1 pseudogene is annotated in these 251 nt (G+C 70.9%); it reads right to left on the bottom strand.

Going from position 1 to position 251, the window contains the following annotated elements:
- Positions 1-208 (bottom strand): annotated as a pseudogene (locus AMS65_RS00225) (phosphonatase-like hydrolase); the annotation flags it as partial.
- Positions 209-251: the final 43 nt, after the last annotated feature.

The following is a 251-nucleotide window of genomic DNA, read 5'->3' as shown; positions in this document are numbered from 1 at the left end:
CCAGCGCCTGCGGGGTGGTGGGGTCGCCGCAGCCGAGCTCGATGAGGGCCGTGATGGCCGAGCGCTTCTCGGTGCCCATCCAGGTCTGCAGGTCGGCGGGGGAGACCATGACACCGGTCTCCTCGACCGCGCGCCGCAGCGCCTCGTAGACGGCTCCGCCGTCGTCGATGGTGGTGCCGGCCATGTCGAAGACGGCGAGGGTGATCATGGGTGCTCCTTGGATGCGAGGGGGTGGTGGGGCGAGTTGGGGA

The sequence above is a fragment of the Leucobacter celer subsp. astrifaciens genome (assembly GCF_001273835.1).
GTDB lineage: Bacteria > Actinomycetota > Actinomycetes > Actinomycetales > Microbacteriaceae > Leucobacter > Leucobacter celer.
The sequence above is the reverse complement of the archived record's forward strand: the minus strand, read 5'-3'. Positions and strand labels throughout refer to the sequence as shown.